1 protein-coding gene is annotated in these 952 nt (G+C 28.2%); it reads left to right on the plus strand.

The genetic code is table 11. From position 1 onward, the window contains the following. Window positions 1-172 (plus strand): zinc ribbon domain-containing protein (locus FMAG_RS13575; RefSeq protein WP_005885223.1); only part of this gene is annotated, 172 nt, incomplete at its 5' end. Window positions 173-952 lie beyond the last annotated feature (780 nt).

The following is a 952-nucleotide window of genomic DNA, read 5'->3' on the forward strand; positions in this document are numbered from 1 at the left end:
TAAATTTTATCCATCAAGTCAAATATGCTCTGTATGTGGTTATAAAGATGGCAAGAAAACTCTTGATGTAAGAGAGTGGACTTGTTCAGTTTGTCATACTCATCACGATAGAGATATAAACGCAGCTAAAAATATATTGACTGAAGGTCTAAGAATAAAACAAGCAGTCTAAAAATAAAAAGAACCGTAGGAACTACGGGGTTAGCTTGGTAAATATAGTTGGCTAACAAAAGCAACTACTTCCCAAGAAGAAGCTCCCACTTCAAAAATTACAAAGTAATTTTAAGTGGGAGAGGTTCACGGAGGTATAACTTAAGAAGTTGTAAATACCTCCTTATTTTTTATATAATTTTTGATTTTATTGAGATGACAGTAAAGATTTGTATTAGAGGATATATAAGAAAAAATTGTTGTGGTAACTATAAAAGAGTGTGATGGTTGTCTAAAAAAGTCTAAAAAGAAAAGGGAGGAATGTAGTATGTCAGTAGTAACAACTAGCATTGGAAACTTATATATCAGAGCATTTTGAAGGAGTTTAGAAGTTATAAGAGTTATTTAATGAGGTAAGGTAGGGAGAAATTACTTGAAGTGTAGAGCAAAACTCACTTAGGGGATTTCTTTTTGGAAACGATATAATTATTTATAGTAAAAGTCTGATTCTTATTTTAGAAAAAAGAGAAAATTGGAAGCGATCTAAATAAAAAAATTAAATCACTTCCGTAGATAAAGGATAGATTATGTAAAATTTGAAAGGTGCATAATCTATCTTTTTTTATTTTTTGACAAATACATATTTTATTGAAAAAGCGAATTTATGCATTAAAAACTTGTTTTAAAATTTAGTTTTTTTGGAAAAAAGTTCTATTAAATTAGGTTAAAGCTCTTGACATAAATTAGAAAAAAAGGTAAAATAAGTTGTTTACATATACTTAAAGTACGTCTTATCAATATA

It is taken from the genome of Fusobacterium mortiferum ATCC 9817, from assembly GCF_000158195.2.
GTDB lineage: Bacteria > Fusobacteriota > Fusobacteriia > Fusobacteriales > Fusobacteriaceae > Fusobacterium_A > Fusobacterium_A mortiferum.